The organism is Pleurocapsa minor HA4230-MV1 (genome assembly GCA_019359095.1).
In the GTDB taxonomy this organism is placed as follows: domain Bacteria; phylum Cyanobacteriota; class Cyanobacteriia; order Cyanobacteriales; family Xenococcaceae; genus Waterburya; species Waterburya minor.
The window spans coordinates 56351-74037 of record JAHHHZ010000026.1 but is presented as its reverse complement, the minus strand read 5'-3'; the positions used below and the strand labels follow the sequence as shown (position 1 = coordinate 74037).

Sequence of the window (17687 nt, the reverse complement as noted above, 5' to 3'; positions counted from 1 at the left end):
AGTTATACCAATTCTCTATAACAATCCACTAACTTTAATTTAGCCCCTTTGCGTCTTTGCGTCTTTGCGCGAGATTTAAACTTAAAATACTAAGGCAACCCCAAGAAAAAATAGTATTACACAAGTACTCAATCGCGATTGACCCATGCTTATTTTACTTGTAGAAGACGATTTACTACAGTTAGAACCTTTACAAACAGCGTTATCTCAAGCGGGTCATATTGTAGATGGTATTGCAGATAGCGAAATCGCAATTTGGTTAGTGGAGGACAAAGAATACGATCTCTTAATTTTAGATTGGATGCTGCCAAAAATAAATGGCATCGATTTGTGTCGCCAGTATCGAAATCAAGGAAAAACAGCACCAGTATTAATGTTAACTGCCAAAGATACTATTGCCGATAAAGTAAAAGGTTTGGATGCGGGTGCAGATGACTATTTAGTGAAACCGATCGATGTATTAGAATTATTAGCTAGAGTCAGAGCTTTAGGACGGCGATCGCCATTTTGGCAGGGTGAAATTCTTAATGTTGCTGACTTACAATTAGATTTAACCACTTTTACCATCGCCAGAAGCCAAGAAACAATTCAATTATCGGTGCGCGAATTTCAACTTATGGAATATTTAATGCGCCATCCTCACCAAATTTTATCTCGTGAGCGAATTGAAAACTCTCTTTGGAGTTGGGGAAGCGAGCCAGAAAGTAACGCTGTCACAACTTTGGTAAGAAGACTCAGACAGCGTTTAGAAGTAGTAAATGCTAAAGATTGGTTAGAAACAGTCTACGGTATGGGTTATCGCTTAAATCCACAATAAGTAGTAAAAATAAACTTAAAAAGCTTACAGCTTAGAGCTTACAGCTTAAAAAAAATGTTCCATCATAGCCGTCGTCGTCTTGCCTATTGGTTTACCATCTCGATGGGTGGTATTCTGGCTTTGTTTGCTTTGACTCTTTACTACATTCAGTTGAGAGAGAAAATTCGCGTTGTCGATCAAGCATTATATATGCAAAGCAAATATGTCACTTCAAAAACACAATATCAGCTTCAGCAAGAACAATGGCAAATTGAAATTGAAGATATTTCCCTTAACGGCATGAAAGCTTTACCTCTGGGTATGGAAGTAGAGCTAGCTTACATTCGTTGGTACGATCGCCAAGGAAATTTACTGGAGTTTATCGGCAAAAATACAAGACAACAATTTCAAGCAATATCGAAATATCAAACTCTTAATCGCGATCGCTATTGTCAGTCAAGCGATCGCCAAGAATTAGTTCGTCAATTAACATTACCAGTTTATTATGACCAGGTGGCGATCGGTTATTTACAAGTTGCTAATTCTCTGTGTTCGATTCAAAAAGATTTGGCAAAAACTCAATTATTTTTAGCTTTAGGTATACCATTAACTCTGGGTTTGACTGGTTTAGTGGGTTGGTTTTTGGGAGGAGTAGCAATGAAACCAACTGAGAAAGCTTACGAACAATTACAACGTTTTACGGCTGATGCTTCCCACGAATTACGCGCCCCGATCTCGGCAATTTTAAGTAATGCTCAAGTCGGTTTATTATCTCCTGCGGATGATTCTAATCAGCCCCGTCAAAGATTGGAAAATATCGTGACAATTACCAAGTCAACCAGTAGCTTAATTAGTAATTTATTATTTTTAGCCCGTCATGAAGGGAGACTAAATCCTGATGATTTAGAGGCGATAAATTTACACGGTTTTTTGCAATCTTTGAGCAATGAATTTCAAACTTTAGCTAAAGAGAAAAACTTAAATTTTGTTAGTAACCTATCTACTTCAACAGTTGTTTTTCGAGGCGATCGCGAACTTTTACAACAGGCTCTGAAAAACTTAATTAATAATGCCTATAAATATACCCCTGCTGGCGGGAAAGTTTGCCTGACACTTTCAATCAAATCTCGTCAAGGAATTATTACCATCGAGGATAATGGTATTGGCATTCCTCCAGACGATTTACCCCGCATTTTCGATCGCTTTTATCGAGTAGATATCGCCCGCTCCAGAGAAACAGGGGGTTTTGGCTTAGGTCTGGCGATCGCCAAGCAAATTATTCAAGCCCATAATGGTCAAATTACCGTCGAAAGCTCTTTGGGGAAAGGTACGAAATTTAAGATCTTTTTACCTATAGTTTAATTTGACTAGATCGCTTTAAGTTAAATATGGCTTACAGCATCAATTACCTGCTGTCGTAGCCATTGATGTTGAGGACGATTAGTATTACGTTGATGCCAAATCATAGATACGGTAAAACCTTCCATCATCATCGGTGGGGGAAGTAATGTTAAGTCCATTGCCTTGGCACACTGTTGCGCCATACGCCCAGGTAGCAAAGCCACACAATCTGAATTAGCCAGCAGAAAAGGAATTGCCATAAAGTGAGGTGTAGACCAAATCACTTGTCGAGATTGCTGTTGTTGTTCTAGTATTTCATCTCCTGCTCCTTGAAAGTCATCCCGCATGGAAACTAAAAGATGCGATCGCCTAATATAATCTTCCATAGATAACTCTGTCAAAGCATCATCGCTTTTAAACACGCAGATAAACTCTTCTCGATATAAATTTTGCTCGACGTGCCAACTTTTAAGAGGTAATTTAGCACCAATAAATAAATCGATGCGGTTATCGTCTATGGCATCCATCACAGTTTCTTTATTCAAATTAGTAATCCGAATACGAATACCTGGTGCTTGAGTAGTGAGTTGTTGGATTAAATTAATACCGATGGTAGTTTCAACATAATCGCTAGCAGCAATGCTAAAAGTTGACTGGGTAGTAGCAGGGTTAAAAGTTGTTTGAGAAAATAGAGTTGATTCAATGTCGCTCAAAATTTGCCGAACGCGATCGCTTATTTGTCGAGCATAGGGAGTAACTTCCATCTCTCTAGAAGTCCGAATCAAAATATCATCATGCAAAATAATTCGTAATCTTTTCAAAGCATGACTCATTGCCGATTGACTCATGTTCAGCTTTTGGGCTGCCTTTGTGACGCTGACTTCTGCAATTAGAACATCTAAGGCGATTAACAAATTGAGATCGAGTTTACGGAGATTAGTATAGTCAATATTCACAAATCAAACTTGTAAAATCGATAGTATCGATAGTTATTATCTACGATATTTGTTTGACTAATATTATCACTTTTATTAGGGTGTAAATAGGCATTTGCAAGATCGAGCAAGATAAAACCAAAAAATCATCATGAAAATAGTAATTATCGGTGCTAGCGGTACAATTGGTCAGGCTGTTGTCCAGGAACTCTCCCCTAGACACGAAATTGTTAAAGTTGGTCGCCAAAGTGGTGATGTCAATGTTGATATTACCTCCACTGAGTCGATTACCAAGATGTATGAAACTATTGGTGATTTTGATGCTTTAGTGGCAACTACGGGAAATGTTCATTTTGGCGACTTTAACCAGATGAGCGAACAAGATTATTATCTTGGCATTAAAGACAAGTTGATGGGGCAAGTTAACTTAGTTTTAATTGGCAAAAAATATATTAATGAGGCAGGTTCTTTTACCTTAACTAGTGGTGTACTCAGTCACGATCCAATTAAATATGGTTCTTCTGCCAGTATGGTTAATGCTGCTATTGATGGTTTCGTAATTGGTGCTGCCATTGAATTACCCAGAGGAATTAGGATCAATTCAGTTAGTCCTGGTGTTGTTTTGGAATCAATGGATAGCTATGGTAATTTTTTTCGCGGACACGAACCAGTTGCAGTATCAAGAGTTGCTCTAGCTTTTAGTAAAAGTGTTGAAGGCTTACTAAGCGGTAAAGTCTTTCGAGTACTTTAGTAAAATCAAATAAAACTTTGTCAAGCAGCGAGAAAAATTTAATTATGGTCAAAATCATTGACTTTATAGCTAAAATTGTCAGCAATTTTAGCGAGGTTAGTTTTATTCCACCAACCGCTATCAGTAATGCAGTACGTTATGCGATCGCTCAACCCAAAGAAGTCGCAGTGAACGAAATTGTAGTACGTCCAGCTAACCAAGAATTATAAACTCTCATCCAGGTTAAATTAATGAAATTGTTGCTTGTACTCCTTGCTGTAATTGCTGGAGGACTTCTACCAACTCAAGCTGGAATCAATGCTCAATTAGCAAGGAATCTCGGTCATCCACTTTATTGATAGTTGGTGTGGGTCTAATTCAAAGATTTTAAAGCGATAAATTTTATTTTATACGGAGATCAAAATACAGCCTACGCTTCACTTTTCGCTCAAAGCTAACATCAAACTATTAATGTTGTAAGGAACTTAAATCATGGTAAAAATCGTTCGTTTTCATCAATTTGGCGACGCTGATGTACTTCAGCTAGAAGAATTACCCATAACTGAACCAGGAAAAGGAGAAGTGCGCTTAAAAGTCGAAGCGATCGGCTTAAATAGAGCAGAAGTTATGTTTCGCCAGGGAGCATATTTAGAAGAACCAGATAGTTTTCCCTCGACTCTGGGTTATGAAGCAGCAGGGGTTATTGATGCAGTAGGGGAAGGAGTAACTGAATTTAAGATTGGCGATCGCGTCTCGACTATTCCTGGTTTTTCGATGAAAAATTATGGTGTCTATGGGGAAAGTGCGCTCGCTCCTGTAGCGATGGTTGCTAAATATCCTGACAAGTTATCACCTCAAGAGGGAACGGCGATCTGGATGCAATATATTACAGCTTACGGAGCATTGATTGAATATGGACAGGTAAAATCGGGGGATTTTGTCCTAATTCCAGCAGCTAGTAGCAGTGTGGGTAATGCAGCTATTCAAATAACTAAAGCTCAAGGTGCAACTGCGATCGCTACCACCAGAGGAGCGAATAAAAAACAAACGCTGTTAGATAATGGCGCAGATTATGTAATTGTTACCAATGAGGAAGATTTACCTGCCAAGGTTATGGAATTTACCAACGGACAGGGAGCAAATATCATTTTCGATCCTGTAGCTGGTTCTTATATTGAAACTCTCGCCAATGCAGCAGCCAGAGGGGCAACAATTTTTGAGTATGGTGCTTTAAGTATGGAAACAACACCTTTTCCGCTATTTCCTGCATTACAAAAAGGTCTAAAAGTCCAAGGCTATACTTTATTTGAAATTGCTGGTGATCCAGTCAAGCTAGAAAAAGCCAAACAATATATCTATGATGGTTTAGAATCTGGCAAACTCGTCCCAATTTTAGATCGCAGCTTTCCCCTAGAACAAATCGCTGATGCTCATCGTTATATGGAATCTAATCAACAAAACGGCAAGATTATCGTTACAGTCCCCTAAGCTTTAATTAAGCTAAACAACCAAACTATGCAGATAGACCGACGTAAAATTTTTAATTTAAGGGAGTAAATATTTCAGTGGAAAAAGCTTACGGACTAGAAATACCTCAAACTTTAGCAGAAATATGTCATCCAGAACGCATGGCACTGTTAGTTTACGATTTGCAGGTTGGCATTATTAATCAGTTGCCCAAAGAGAAAGGAGAGTATATTACTAAACAAACATTACAAGTATTAGAAGCAGCCCGAAAGGGAGGATTTCGCGTTTTTTTTAGTCGTCATTTATCTTTACCCAAAGAAGCAGCAGGAGTTTTTCAACTGCGTCAGGCAATGATGTGGCAACGAACCAATAAAGTAAGCGAAGTCAAACCTTGGTTTTTGCGAGATGCCGATGGTTTTCAATTAATTCCAGAATTATCCCCCCTTCCCTCAGAGGTGATCTTCGACAAAATTACTATGTCAGCATTTGAAGGCACATTTCTCGATCTTGCTTTGAAAGATTGCGGGATTAACTCTTTTGCCATTGTGGGAATAGCCACAGAAATAGGAATAGAACCAACCATACGTCATGGTTCAGATCGCGGTTATATCCCAGTTATGGTGACTGATGCTTGCGGTGCAGGAAATGACCAAGCAGGAGAGCGATCGCTTGAAAGCATAAAGTTTATTGGCGATGCCATGTTAACCAATGTTGAAACTATTAGTGGTCTTTTTCTTCAACACAATTAATAGTCAAAATCTATTTGTGTAATTGTCGGAGTAAAGGTACGAAATTTAAGATTTTTTTACCTATTTATCTAAATTGACATAGAGAAAATCTAAAACAAATTTTAAAGCAGAGGGGGCTTCGACTAAACTTACAGATATTCGCGCTGAGAAATATTTATGGACAATCTAGCACTTTGGCAACGCTATCAAGACTGGCTTTATTTTAATGAAGATTTAGGCTTCTATTTAGATATTAGTCGCATTAGCTTTGATGCAGCCGAGATCGAACAATTACAACCTAAGTTTGACAGGGCATTTGAAGATATTGCAGCTTTAGAAGCTGGGGCGATCGCTAATCCTGATGAAAACCGCATGGTTGGTCACTATTGGTTACGAGATCCTGAACTAGCACCGACTCCTGAACTAAGACAAGATATTATCGACACCAATAATAGCGTGATCGATTTTCAACAAAAAATACATAGTGGAGAAATTCATCCTCCCAATAGTGCTAAGTTCACCGATATTCTTTCGATTGGGATTGGTGGTTCGGCTTTGGGCCCTCAGTTTGTGGCTCAGGCTTTAGCGCCTCATGAACCTCCCTTGAGGATTCATTTTATTGATAATACCGATCCTGCGGGAATCGATCGAGTAATTGCCGAGATTGGCGATCGCCTTTCCACCACTTTAGTCTCGGTGATTTCTAAGTCTGGTGGCACACCAGAAACTCGGAATGGGATGCTGGAGGTTAAGAAAGTTTATGCTGACCACAACCTCGATTTCGCTGCTCATGCTTTTGCAATTACGGGAAAAAGTAGTAAATTAGAGGCGATCGCTGAACGTGAAGGCTGGCTAGCTATTTTCCCCATGCGTGACTGGGTTGGGGGACGGACTTCGGAATTATCTCCCGTAGGTTTAGTCGCTGCTGCCTTACAGGGAATTGACATCAAGGCGATGTTGGAAGGGGCAAAGGCAATGGATGCGTTGACTCGTAAGCCTAGCCTTAAGGATAACCCCGCAGCACTACTAGCGATGGCTTGGTACTGTGCAGGACACGGTAGGGGCGAAAAAGATATGGTAATTCTGCCCTATAAAGACAGTCTCTTGCTATTTAGTCGCTATCTCCAGCAGCTAATTATGGAATCCTTGGGTAAGGAGATGGATCTAGATGGCAAGGTGGTCAATCAGGGGATTGCGGTCTATGGTAATAAAGGTTCAACCGACCAACACGCTTATGTTCAGCAGCTAAGAGAAGGAGTCAATAACTTTTTCCTCACCTTTATCGAAGTCTTAGAAGATCGCTCTGGTGAATATGTGGAAATTGAACCAGGTACTACTTCTGGGGACTACCTCAAAGGATTTTTATTGGGTACTCGGACAGCCCTGAACGACAAACAGCGCGATTCAATTACCATTACCATACCCAAGGTCAACGAGCGCATTGTTGGTGCTTTAATTGCCCTTTATGAACGGGGAGTTAGTATCTATGCTTCTTTGGTGAATATCAACGCCTATCACCAGCCAGGAGTTGAAGCGGGAAAAAAAGCAGCAGCGACGGTGTTAGATATTCAGAAAAAAGTCGTAGATACCCTCAAACAAACTGATACCCCTCTGTCTCTTGATGAATTAGCAGCCAAGGCTCAAATTAAAGACGAAGTGGAAACCGTTTATAAAATTGTGCGCCATTTAAACGCTAACCAGCGAGGTATTATCGTCCACGGTAATATTGGTCAACCCAAGACAGTTAAAGTTGCTTGGCAAAAATAATCCTGGCAACTATGTAAACGATAGTCAATTCCCCTAAAAAACATATGGTAAAGGGCTTTGCCCTAGCTATTAGCTTTTAGCTTTTAGCTATTTACTTAAGTAAGGCGGAAACGGTCAGGTTTTCAAGGGGCTGACTCTGAAGGAAATCCTTTAGGGCGTTTGCCCCTACGATGAACTATAGCCATACGTAAAAACGTTAGGACATTTTTGAAATCCTACTTCCGTCTTACGAAATTTCCTTATCCGAAGGTGTATCCTTTAGGACAACGCGGGTTCCCCGCGCGACGCGAAGCTAGTCCTTTAGGGCAACGGAATTTCGCGCTATTTCCTACTTCCTATTTCCTATTTACGAGTCGATTACTATTAATGTCCTAATCTAACTTTGTACGGCTATATCAGCTATCAGCAAGTAGCCTGCTACACCGAAACCGATAAAATTTGGCAACCAAGCAGCTAACCAAGGAGGAATCACACCTGTAATTCCTAATGAACCCAAGGCAAATCCTAAGCAGTAATAAGCAAAAACAATTCCTACACACAAGGCAAAACTTCTGGCACGATTTAGCTCAAAGTATTTGATTCCTATGGCTGAACCGATTGAGGCAAAGACCACACAGATAAAGGGAAAGGCATATTTTTGCTGTATTCGTACGGTAAACTGAGCAATCTTGGTTGGTTCTCCACTATCTTCGATCAAGTTCAAATATTCTTTCGCTTGGTGGATGTTCATATCTTCAGTACTGCGTCCTTGATTGACAATCTGGAAAAAAGTTTTTGGGAAAGACAGTTGTTTGGCGGTAAATTTTTCCTTATTATTGATTTTGGCTTTGCGATCAAAGCGAGCGATCGCTCCTTGAGCTAAATTCCAAGTCTGCTGTTGCTGATTCCATTGAGCCGATTGGGCGGTAATCATCTGGTCTAGATATTCTTGGCTAAAACTGAGAATAGTTACGTTAATTAACCTCGGTTGCTTATATTGTTCGGCAAAGTAGATTCGCTGGACTTTTTTAGTCCCATTCAAACCTGATGCATATTCGGCATAGTAGATGTTTTGATGTTGTAGATTTAATTCTGTCTTGATAATGTAAGGATTCTGGAGTAAATTTGCTTGATAGTTAGCAGCAGGAACAATTAGTTCATTGAGGAGAAATGTAATTCCAGTAACGATCAAACTAAATAAGAAGGCAGGTAAAATAACTCGATAGATGCTAATACCAAAACTAAACAGGGCGGTTAATTCGCGATCGCTATTTAATCGACCATAGATGCTCAAGCTGGTTAAAAGCATCGAAATTGCTAAAGCATAAGCAGCATACTCAGGAATCTTCAGACCAAAGATCGCCAGGGCAATCGGTATCGGTAGATGATATTCACTAACTTTATGGGATAGATCGGCAACTGTACCAATAGCGACTCCTAAAGCAGTTAATAAACTGACGCTAAAAAGAAAAAACCAGCTTAATTGCTGAACTAAATAGCGATCCATTAATGAGATTGGGCAGCTATGTTTAATACTTTGGTAATCGAATTTCATTAAATAAGCTGTAAGCTATAAGCTGTAAGCTGTAAGTTCTAGGCTCACTGAGATACATTACACTATTAACATCAAACTATAAGATATGAATCAGGTTACCGTTAGTGTCCCTGCGACCACAGCAAATATTGGAGTTGGCTTTGATTGTCTGGGTGCAGCTTTAACTATGGCAAATGAGTTTCAATTTGTGGTGGTTGATAGTGATACTAAATTAAAGATTATCGTTGAAGGAGAAGAGGCCCATAAAGTAGGATTGGGTGACAATAATCTAATCTATCGTTCTTTACTTCAGTTCTATCAACACATTCAACAAACACCACCTCATCTAGAAATTACTATTAAGCTAGGAGTTCCCCTGTCACGGGGTTTGGGTAGTTCTGCCACAGCAATTGTCGGCGGTTTATTGGGGGCAAATAGCCTAGCGGGAAATCCCCTCAGTCAAAAGGAAATTATGCAAATGGCGATCGCCATTGAAGGTCATCCAGATAATGTAGTTCCCGCTTTACTGGGTAACTGTCTGCTATCGGTGGAAGATCGAGGAGAATGGCAAATTAGTCAAATTCCTTGGCATCAAGATATTATTCCCATTGTGGCTATTCCTAATTTTGAATTATCTACTAGAGAAGCGCGTGAGGTATTACCCACAGAATATAGTCGCAGTGATGCCATTTTTAATATTTCTCGCATGGGACTATTAATTAGAGCCTTAGAAACTAACAACCCTGCCTGGCTCAAAACTGCCTTAGCCGATCAATTACATCAACCCTACCGCCAAAAACTAATTACGGGCTATCAGCAAGTAGAACAGGCTGCTATTGCTTCTGGGGCATATGGTCTGGTAATTAGTGGCGCAGGCCCGACTTTACTGGCTCTAGCTAATCCTGAACGAGTAGAACAGGTAGTTAAATCAATGACGGTAGCCTGGAATAAGATGGACATTGAATCTCAAGTGCGATCGCTGGCTATCAATCCCGCAGGCGCAAAAGTTGGGTAATGGGGAACTGAAATTCGCTGTAAAATCAAACTCTAACTAATCTGTCTTTGATTCTAAAATTGCTGTAACTATTGAACTAACTACAATTGGCGCAGTAATTGCCCGCAGAATACGCTTGCCTAAAGATACAGGTTGGAAACCCAAAGCGATCGCTTTTGCGACTTCTACATCTGTCCAGCCTCCCTCGCAACCTGTAGCAATAATTATTTCCGCTGGGGTTTGTTGCTGTAGACTACTCCAGAGAGTTGGTATATCTCCCCGCGCCACGCAGATATATTTATTCTGAGTTGCTTTAACTTGTTCTATTGCCGAGATATAGGTTACGGGTTCTAATATTTGCGGTACGATCTGTCTTTCTGATTGTTCGGCTGCTTCGGTAGCAATTTTGCGCCAACGTTGAACTTTGTTGGGGTTAGGCTTGAGGAGAGTGCGATCGCTAATTACAGGGATAAAGTTACTGACACCCAATTCTGTACAGCAACGGATCACCTGTTCGTAACCGCTACCTTTGGGTAAAGCCGTAATCAGACTTAGTGTAGAAGGCAACTCGGTTTTGATTTCAACTGATTCAATAATCTGTGCTGAGGATTCTGTAATTTCCGCTAACCAAGCATTACCCACACCATCTAATGCCAGAAAGCGATCGCCATTACCCAGTCGTAACACTCGCAAGAGATAATGCAACTGTTGAGCATCTAAAATGATTTGCTCTTGTTGGATTTGTGCCGAATTAATGACTAAACGATAGGTCAAATGATCTGAGATTATCTACTTTATTAATATTTATCTAGTTAAGCGATCGCGAAGCGTAGGCGGAGCCTAATCGCACTATTGTTTAAATAGTTTAAATTATAAAATGCGATCGCCATGTTTAACCTTGGCTAATTAACTAAGCTTGAAACTTCTCGGTAATTCGTTTCATTGCCTCGTTAACATTGTCCCGACTGTTAAATGCCGAGATGCGGAAATAACCTTCCCCTGCTGCACCAAAACCAGATCCTGGAGTGCCTACCACGTTACAGTTCAAGAGTAATTTATCGAAAAAGTCCCAGCTAGATAAGCCGTTGGGTGTTTTAACCCAAACATAGGGAGCATTTGTTCCGCCGTATACTTCAATTCCTGCTGCGGTTAGCTGTTCGCGGATGATTCTAGCGTTTTCGAGATAAAAGCTGACTAATTCCTTAATTTGCGCTTGCCCAGCTTCAGAATAGACTGCCTCTGCACCCCGCTGAACGATGTAAGATACGCCGTTAAACTTAGTACATTGACGACGATTCCACAATTGCCAAATTTTGACCTCAGAACCGTCTTTTGCTGTACCGAGCAAGTTTTGAGGAACTACGGTAAAGGCGCAACGAGTCCCCGTAAAGCCAGCATTTTTGGAGAAAGAACGAAACTCGATCGCACAGTCTTTTGCTCCTTCAATCTCATAAATTGAGTGAGGTAAATCGGGATCGGTGATAAAGGCTTCATAAGCTGCATCAAACAGAATTAATGAGCCGTGTTGCTTGGCATAATCTACCCAAGCTTGAAGATGTTCTCTGGTGGCCGTTGCTCCTGTAGGATTATTAGGGAAACAAAGATAAATTAGGTCTACTTTTTCGCGAGGAATTTCAGCCGTGAAGTTATTTTCAGCACTGATGGGAAGGTAAACCAAACCCTCATATTTACCATCTTGAGCTTCTCCTGTATGTCCAGCCATGACGTTAGTATCAACATACACGGGATAAACAGGATCGGTTACGGCAATCTTATTATCATTGCCAAAAATATCGAGGATATTGCCACAATCACACTTAGAACCATCTGAAATGAAGATTTCCGACGCATCTATGTCGCAACCACGGGATTGAAAGTCTTGTTGGGCAATTTTCTCTCTTAACCAAAGATATCCCTGTTCTGGGCCATAACCTTTAAAGGTTTGGCGATCGCCCATTTCTTTAGTCGCTTCAATGATTGCATCGCGACAGGCAGCAGGCAAGGGTTCGGTGACATCCCCAATCCCCAGCTTAATAATTGATGCATCAGGATTTTCGGCTGCAAAAGCACTAACTCGCCGTGCAATTTCAGGAAACAGATATCCTGCTTTAAGTTTGAGATAATTATCGTTGATAGTTGCCATTGATTTTTTGCTACGAACGCCATATATCAAGCTTACTGTTATCTGGCAAATTATAGCCGTACAAAATTAGATTAAGACATTATTATAGTAATCGGCTCGTAAGTAGGAAATAAGAAATAGGAAATAGGAAGTAGTATTTCAAAGATGTCCTAACGTTTTTACCTAGGGATGTGTATAAAATCCAAAAAATAATGATACAAATTAATTTCCTCTATTTCGCTACTTCCCCATCTATAGTAAACATTAAAATATTTCTTATTAGATCTAGAAGGTTTTTGGCAAAAAAAAGCGCTGGCGATCGCTAGCACTCTTAAAGTTATTACCGATAAATTATCATGTTACCAATAGCATTAACGACGTAACCATTTAGATGCAACTGCACCCAAGGCTGCACCCACAACAGGATTACTCAAGAATTTAATTAAAGCAGGCTGATCTGCCATTACTTCTTGGAAAATGTCAGGATGAGAATGATAGGTAAAGTTAGCCAGTTTACTCACATCATCAGCGTTCATCCGACTCGCATGATGAGTAGATAAACCCAGTTGACTTGCTACATCTCTTTCCTTAAGTCCTCTTTTGTCGAGGTGTTTTAAAAACTCTCTAGCTACATCATCTCTTTCATTCGGCTTAATTTGTGCGATCGCCTTTTGCAACTCAGGTTCCATTTGTTGTGGCGAAACGTTTTCGTGATGAAAAGCATTACGGAACAAACCGTGTCTTTCTTGTCTGCTAGAACGATTAGCAAAATCATCAAAGTTATCGTAACTATCTTCATTTATCTCTGAATTATCCAGAGATTCAACCTTACCACCAGCAAGGTCATTCATAACTTGTTTTTTATACTGGTCACTACTGGACATAATTATTGCTCCTAAGTTATTAAATTCTGATAAATTCTGACTACATGCGATTTAGCTTTCGACTATCCTTGATATTCGATATTATTGGAACGCGCATTATATTTAGCAGTCAAAACTCTTTCTTTATCTGGTGCATACATCAAAACAGTTAGATCTTGATTGGGGAAATTCTGATGAAAACCTTTAGTTAAAGCTTTAGCTAATGTTTTAACTTCTGTTGGTTTAACCTGTTCAGAAATCACTATGCCTAACTTATTGTTGTCCCTTACATAAGCATCCTTAACTAATCCTTGGCTAGTACTAATTACCCAATCACCAAATTTTTGTCCCGCAAGGCTATTTCCTGTCTCTAACTGTGAATAAGCTTGAGTTTTATTTATTGTTGGATTAGGAACAGTAGCAGTTGAACTAGAAGAACAAGCTGTAGTAGTTGCAACTATTAAAATTACTAAGGTTGTAATTAAAAAGCGGCGAATATTACTTAAACTTTTGATCATAAATGTAGCTCCTGATATTTACTATTGGTTAATAATCTTGAGCAAGAATTAAGCACAAAAAATTGCTAGCTAGACAATAATTATTTTTGACTAGTTGCTGTCAAAATATTTCTGCTCACTCTAATTTTTTTGTGTCTACTAGCTTATTTTTTCTAGTATTTACCTAAATTAGCTTACTCAGTTTTCTGTATTTATTGTTACCAATTACGATAGGCTGGATTCTATTAAAACTTCATCTATCTAAAGCAATAAACTAGCAAAATTATTACTCAAGCTAATTTTTAAATGAGACATTAATTATTGTTATGTGTATTTTTAATTATGGATTTTTTGACTATTGCTATGAATTTTACTCAGATACTTAATCTGTTTAAGCTTAAGAGAATGTCTGAGAACTCAATTCTGTTATACTTAGACCCTATCAGATCCCCCCTAGCCCCCCTTAACAAGGGGGGAATCGGAATCAAAGTCCCCCTTAACAAGAGGGGAATCGGAATCAAAGTCCCCCTTAACAAGAGGGGAATCGGAATCAAAGTCCCCCTTAACAAGAGGGGAATCGGAATCAAAGTTCCCCTTAACAAGGGGGATTTAGGGGGAGCTACCCACTGGAAACGTAGCAATTAGACTTTTTAGATATCCTCTAATGCCATAAAACCTCACTGATCTTTCCTGCTTCTACTGCGAGGATTTGGGAATCTTTAATCCAGTCGTGATTGAAAGTGTCGATATGGGTAGTAGTGATCATGGTTTGAAAGCGATCGCCGATTACTTCTAATAGTTGTTTTTGGCGATTGGGATCTAGTTCGGCTAATACGTCGTCTAACAGCAGTAAAGGTGGTTCTCCTACTACTTCTTCAATCAGCTTTAATTCCGCTAGTTTTAAGGCTAATACGAGGGTGCGTTGTTGTCCTTGAGAGCCATAGTAACGAGCAGGGGTTTGATTAATGACCAACTCGATTTCGTCGCGGTGCGTCCCCACCATTGTTTTACCCTGATATTGCTCCACCATACGGCGTTCTTTAATCTTGGCGAGAAAAGCCTGCTGCACAATTATGGGGTCATCTTCTAACCACTTAACGTTAGGCAGATAATTAACCTCTAGACGTTCTGTTTCGCCACTAATACGCTTGTGCCAAAATTCGGCAATGGGAGCAAGTCTAGCTATCACTCTAGCGCGTCGGCGTGCCACCCTCGAACCTGCTGCTGCTAGCTGTTCATCCCATAATCTTAGCTGTGGTTCAAATGTCGCTAGCTCTATCGACTCGTTTTCTTGCTTGACCGCACGAATCTTTTTCAGTAAGGCATTACGCTGTTTTAGCACCTGGTTATACTGCTGTAAAATGCTGGAATAAACAGGCTCTAATTGAATTAACAAGCCATCTAACCAACTACGCCGAGCATCTGGCGCACCCCGAACCAGATCTAAATCTAGACTAGAAAACTGGACTGCATTCAGCACCCCCAAAAAGTCTAGCTGACGGCGTAAATTTTCTTGGTTTACCGCTACGGTACGCCTTCCCTGCTTACGAAACACGACTTTTAATTCACTAGTGCCATAAGCTCGTTCAACGGTTGCGTCGATCTGTCCTGTCGTGGCAGAATCTAAAACCAATTCGCGATCGCGACTCGTACGATGACTCTTGAGGGATGCTAGTAACTCAACCGCTTCTAACAGATTAGATTTTCCTTGAGCATTATTGCCTACTAAGATCGTCTTCTGTGCCGTAAATTCAATCTGGCGATCGACATAATTCCGAAACGATCGCAGACGCAAGCTTTTTAAATACATTGATCGGGTTGCCGATTGAAAATATGGCGTACAGAATGCTATGTTTTTAGGTTTTGAAGATTATTCTCCTACGGAAGAAGCAAATTCGGGCTGTTGTTCGAGTTGAGCTTGCTTTTCTTTGTCTTTACGACGTTTTTTGGCATACAGTTGGATACTCGCCACCATGGTGATCACCAAAGCAGCTACCAGCCACGTTGCAGCATCAAGAGGTAAACTATTTTTAAATACAGCCAAAAGCACAATTAACACCAGTAAAATTGTCGGCGCTTCATTTAAGGCTCTAAACTGCTGTCCTGTCCACTGACATTCGTCCGCAGCTAGCTTGTTCATGATCCGCTTACAGTAGTGATGGTAGCCAATCAACAAAATAACAAAAGCTAACTTAATATGTAGCCAAGTTGATTTTAAGATTTCTGGTTCGGTAGAAATTAAACCAATTGCCATTGCTACCGTTAAAATCATCCCAGGAGTAGTAATAATGCTATAGAGACGTTGCTCCATAATGCCATATTGCTTCTTCAGGATGCTACGGGCTGGTTCGGGTTCTTGTTGTGCTTCTGCATGATAAACAAACAACCTGACTAAATAAAACAACCCTGCAAACCAGACTACAATCCCAATCAGGTGAAATGCTTTGAACCAGTAATAAGCCATAAATATTATTATTATTGCGATTAAAAACTTTTTTCCTATGTAAGTGAAGTGTATATTTTTTTGCCACTCACATCACATCTACGCAATAAAATTTTAAGGACTAGTTTGATTTTCGATCTTGCCTGAGGTTAAAGAAAATGAGATAACGGGACTGGCCAGATTTGAACTGGCGACCTAGCGCTTCAGATTAGTGTAGGTTTCCCTACTCTCTGGACTATCCCTTCACCATGGGCAAAATACCTTTAGGTGGTGGCCGTTATGTTGCAGACAGTTCTAGTAACTAGACTTAAAAATACACTGTTCCCTGTTTGTATACCTGCAACCAGTCTCTGCACCTTCTTTACCAGGAACTATAAAGCTTGGCTCAAGATTACCTTGGTTGTAAACTAACTTGTCAACAACTTTAGGCTTCCCTGAATTTGACCACATTCATTAATGAAGTTTCCCCCATCATGCCCGATGCTTCAGGAGGCACTTGCTCTATCCAACTGAGCCACAGCCCCTTGTATATCTCATATATATCTCATAGAGAATCTTCCTCAAGATAAACCAACAAGACAAAGGGAATCTGCATAAAGATATTTTTGTATATAAAACTTAACTAGATTAATAAATATTGCAACATCGATTCATACTTCTGTTATCCAAAGAAATAAATTTATTATCAGTTCAGGAAAAAAATCAAAATTTACCAAATTTAGGAGAAAAATACTATGACTTATTTAACTTTATTAGCTGCAACTGCACCTCATACCGTATCGTGGAGTCCTAAAGTGGCTTTTGTAATGATTGCCTGTAATATTGTGGCGATCGCTATTGGCAAATTCACTATTAAATATAAGAATGCTGGCCCTCAACTGCCTTCTCCCGCTTTATTTGGTGGGATGGGACTACCTGCTTTATTAGGTACTACTAGTTTCGGTCATCTTTTGGGTGCAGGGATGATTTTGGGTCTAGCTAATGCTGGTGCATTGTAAGTTAGAACAGCTTTAAACTTGTGAAGAATAAGTAGGGAGAAAATGAAATAACACAAAAATTCAAACTCTCCCTGCTATGAACTAGTAGATCGTTAAGTTTGAATTGATGGGTTGAGATTAGGTAGTAGGTAGTCCTAAAGGATACCGCTTCGCATATAGGTAGTAGGGTAAATCAATATGCAACTTTGGTTGATTTACTTAACAAATAAAATCCAAATCAGTAACTAACTAAAGTATTAATATTATTACTATCTTTTATCCCTCTTTAGAAAGATTTAATCAATATTTCTGCTTGATAAATTCTACATATAAGCCAGATGAGTTTGATAACCAATCGATAATTGAGTTCATTGAACTATCTGATATACGCTTATTAGCTTTGGTTTTAGTCTCATGTAAAGATAACTTTTACTCATCGGGACACTAAACACAGTTAGCTTTTTATAGGTAGCGTTTTTAGCTACTACTCTTTGAAGTCTTCAAAACTAAATTA

18 protein-coding genes are annotated in these 17687 nt (G+C 39.7%); 10 read left to right on the top strand and 8 right to left on the bottom strand.

Going from position 1 to position 17687, the window contains the following annotated elements; all coding sequences use genetic code 11:
- Positions 1-145: 145 nt before the first annotated feature.
- Positions 146-817 (top strand): response regulator transcription factor, encoded by a 672-nt coding sequence (locus KME09_18250; GenBank protein MBW4535883.1) that lies wholly within the window; start codon positions 146-148, stop codon positions 815-817.
- Between the two features lie 54 nt (positions 818-871).
- Positions 872-2158 carry a HAMP domain-containing histidine kinase gene (locus KME09_18245; GenBank protein MBW4535882.1) on the top strand — a complete coding sequence of 429 codons (1287 nt, stop codon included), beginning with the start codon at positions 872-874 and terminating at the stop codon, positions 2156-2158.
- Between the two features lie 20 nt (positions 2159-2178).
- On the opposite strand, the gene KME09_18240 is transcribed toward KME09_18245, so the two are convergent.
- Complete coding sequence (locus KME09_18240; GenBank protein MBW4535881.1) at positions 2179-3093, bottom strand: LysR family transcriptional regulator; 915 nt, start codon at positions 3091-3093, stop codon at positions 2179-2181.
- 130 nt (positions 3094-3223) lie between these two features.
- On the opposite strand from KME09_18240, the gene KME09_18235 reads away from it, so the two are divergent.
- From KME09_18235 to KME09_18210, 6 genes are all read left to right on the top strand, one after another.
- The gene (locus tag KME09_18235; protein ID MBW4535880.1) at positions 3224-3823 is read left to right on the top strand and encodes a short chain dehydrogenase; all 600 of its coding nucleotides are present in this window, start codon (positions 3224-3226) and stop codon (positions 3821-3823) included.
- A gap of 44 nt (positions 3824-3867) precedes the next feature.
- Positions 3868-4032: a hypothetical protein gene (locus tag KME09_18230; GenBank protein MBW4535879.1), complete on the top strand. Its 165-nt coding sequence runs from the start codon at positions 3868-3870 to the stop codon at positions 4030-4032.
- Between the two features lie 21 nt (positions 4033-4053).
- Positions 4054-4161, top strand: a complete 108-nt coding sequence (locus KME09_18225; GenBank protein MBW4535878.1) for a DMT family transporter — start codon at positions 4054-4056, stop codon at positions 4159-4161.
- Between the two features lie 133 nt (positions 4162-4294).
- The gene (locus KME09_18220; GenBank protein ID MBW4535877.1) at positions 4295-5290 is read left to right on the top strand and encodes a zinc-dependent alcohol dehydrogenase family protein; all 996 of its coding nucleotides are present in this window, start codon (positions 4295-4297) and stop codon (positions 5288-5290) included.
- 77 nt (positions 5291-5367) lie between these two features.
- Positions 5368-6018, top strand: a complete 651-nt coding sequence (locus KME09_18215) for a cysteine hydrolase (GenBank protein MBW4535876.1) — start codon at positions 5368-5370, stop codon at positions 6016-6018.
- Between the two features lie 156 nt (positions 6019-6174).
- Positions 6175-7764: a glucose-6-phosphate isomerase gene (locus KME09_18210; protein ID MBW4535875.1), complete on the top strand. Its 1590-nt coding sequence runs from the start codon at positions 6175-6177 to the stop codon at positions 7762-7764.
- A gap of 376 nt (positions 7765-8140) precedes the next feature.
- On the opposite strand, the gene KME09_18205 is transcribed toward KME09_18210, so the two are convergent.
- Positions 8141-9298, bottom strand: coding sequence for an LptF/LptG family permease (locus tag KME09_18205; protein MBW4535874.1), 1158 nt, complete (start codon positions 9296-9298; stop codon positions 8141-8143).
- A gap of 85 nt (positions 9299-9383) precedes the next feature.
- Here KME09_18205 and KME09_18200 point away from each other — a divergent pair, with 85 nt between their 5' ends.
- Positions 9384-10292, top strand: a complete 909-nt coding sequence (locus KME09_18200) for a homoserine kinase (GenBank protein ID MBW4535873.1) — start codon at positions 9384-9386, stop codon at positions 10290-10292.
- A gap of 36 nt (positions 10293-10328) precedes the next feature.
- On the opposite strand, the gene KME09_18195 is transcribed toward KME09_18200, so the two are convergent.
- From KME09_18195 to hemJ, 6 genes are all read right to left on the bottom strand, one after another.
- Entirely contained in the window at positions 10329-11045 is a 717-nt protein-coding gene (locus KME09_18195; protein MBW4535872.1) for a 16S rRNA (uracil(1498)-N(3))-methyltransferase, read from the bottom strand.
- A gap of 136 nt (positions 11046-11181) precedes the next feature.
- Positions 11182-12414, bottom strand: a complete 1233-nt coding sequence (locus KME09_18190; GenBank protein ID MBW4535871.1) for an LL-diaminopimelate aminotransferase — start codon at positions 12412-12414, stop codon at positions 11182-11184.
- A gap of 350 nt (positions 12415-12764) precedes the next feature.
- Entirely contained in the window at positions 12765-13277 is a 513-nt protein-coding gene (locus KME09_18185; protein MBW4535870.1) for a hypothetical protein, read from the bottom strand.
- Between the two features lie 62 nt (positions 13278-13339).
- Positions 13340-13774 carry a hypothetical protein gene (locus tag KME09_18180; protein ID MBW4535869.1) on the bottom strand — a complete coding sequence of 145 codons (435 nt, stop codon included), beginning with the start codon at positions 13772-13774 and terminating at the stop codon, positions 13340-13342.
- 640 nt (positions 13775-14414) lie between these two features.
- A complete protein-coding gene (gene recF / locus KME09_18175; protein MBW4535868.1) occupies positions 14415-15563 on the bottom strand; it encodes a DNA replication/repair protein RecF in 1149 nt (382 codons plus the stop codon).
- Between the two features lie 60 nt (positions 15564-15623).
- Positions 15624-16217: a protoporphyrinogen oxidase HemJ gene (gene hemJ / locus KME09_18170; GenBank protein MBW4535867.1), complete on the bottom strand. Its 594-nt coding sequence runs from the start codon at positions 16215-16217 to the stop codon at positions 15624-15626.
- A 713-nt stretch (positions 16218-16930) separates the two neighbouring features.
- On the opposite strand from hemJ, the gene psaK reads away from it, so the two are divergent.
- Positions 16931-17194 (top strand): photosystem I reaction center subunit PsaK, encoded by a 264-nt coding sequence (gene psaK, locus KME09_18165; GenBank protein ID MBW4535866.1) that lies wholly within the window; start codon positions 16931-16933, stop codon positions 17192-17194.
- Positions 17195-17687 lie beyond the last annotated feature (493 nt).